Origin of the sequence: Saccharothrix sp. ST-888 (assembly GCF_000955975.1) — a bacterium.
GTDB lineage: Bacteria > Actinomycetota > Actinomycetes > Streptomycetales > Streptomycetaceae > Kitasatospora.
This window is the reverse complement of record NZ_JYJF01000414.1, coordinates 1-399: the sequence shown is the minus strand read 5'-3', so window position 1 is coordinate 399 and position 399 is coordinate 1. Positions and strand designations below refer to the sequence as shown.

The 399-nt window shown below is 71.4% G+C and carries 1 pseudogene; it reads left to right on the top strand.

From position 1 onward, the window contains the following. Positions 1-10 precede the first annotated feature (10 nt). Positions 11-399, top strand: a pseudogene (locus UK12_RS43875) (CDP-glycerol glycerophosphotransferase family protein); the annotation flags it as partial.

The window sequence follows — 399 nt, the reverse complement described above, 5'->3', positions numbered from 1 at the left end:
GCGCAACGACCTGCTCTTCGCGAGCGACCGGGAGAAGACCGCCGAGCGGGTCCGCGAGCGGCTCGGCCTGCCCGAGGGCAAGAAGGTGGTGCTGTACGCCCCGACCTTCCGCGAGGACCGGCGCCGTCCGCAGGACGGCTACCAGCTAGACCTGCGGCTCGACCTGGCCGACGCCCAGGCCGCGCTGGGCGAGGACGAGGTGCGGCTGGTCCGCAGCCACGAGCTGCTGTGCGGCCAGATCCCGGACGCCGGGAACGGCTAGCTCTGGGACGTCGGCACCTACCCGGACATGGCCGAAGCGCCGCTGGTCGCCGACGTGCTGCTCACCGACTACTTCTCCGCGTCGTTCGACTTCCTCCACCCCGACCGCCCGACGCCTTTCTTCACTCACCACCTCGC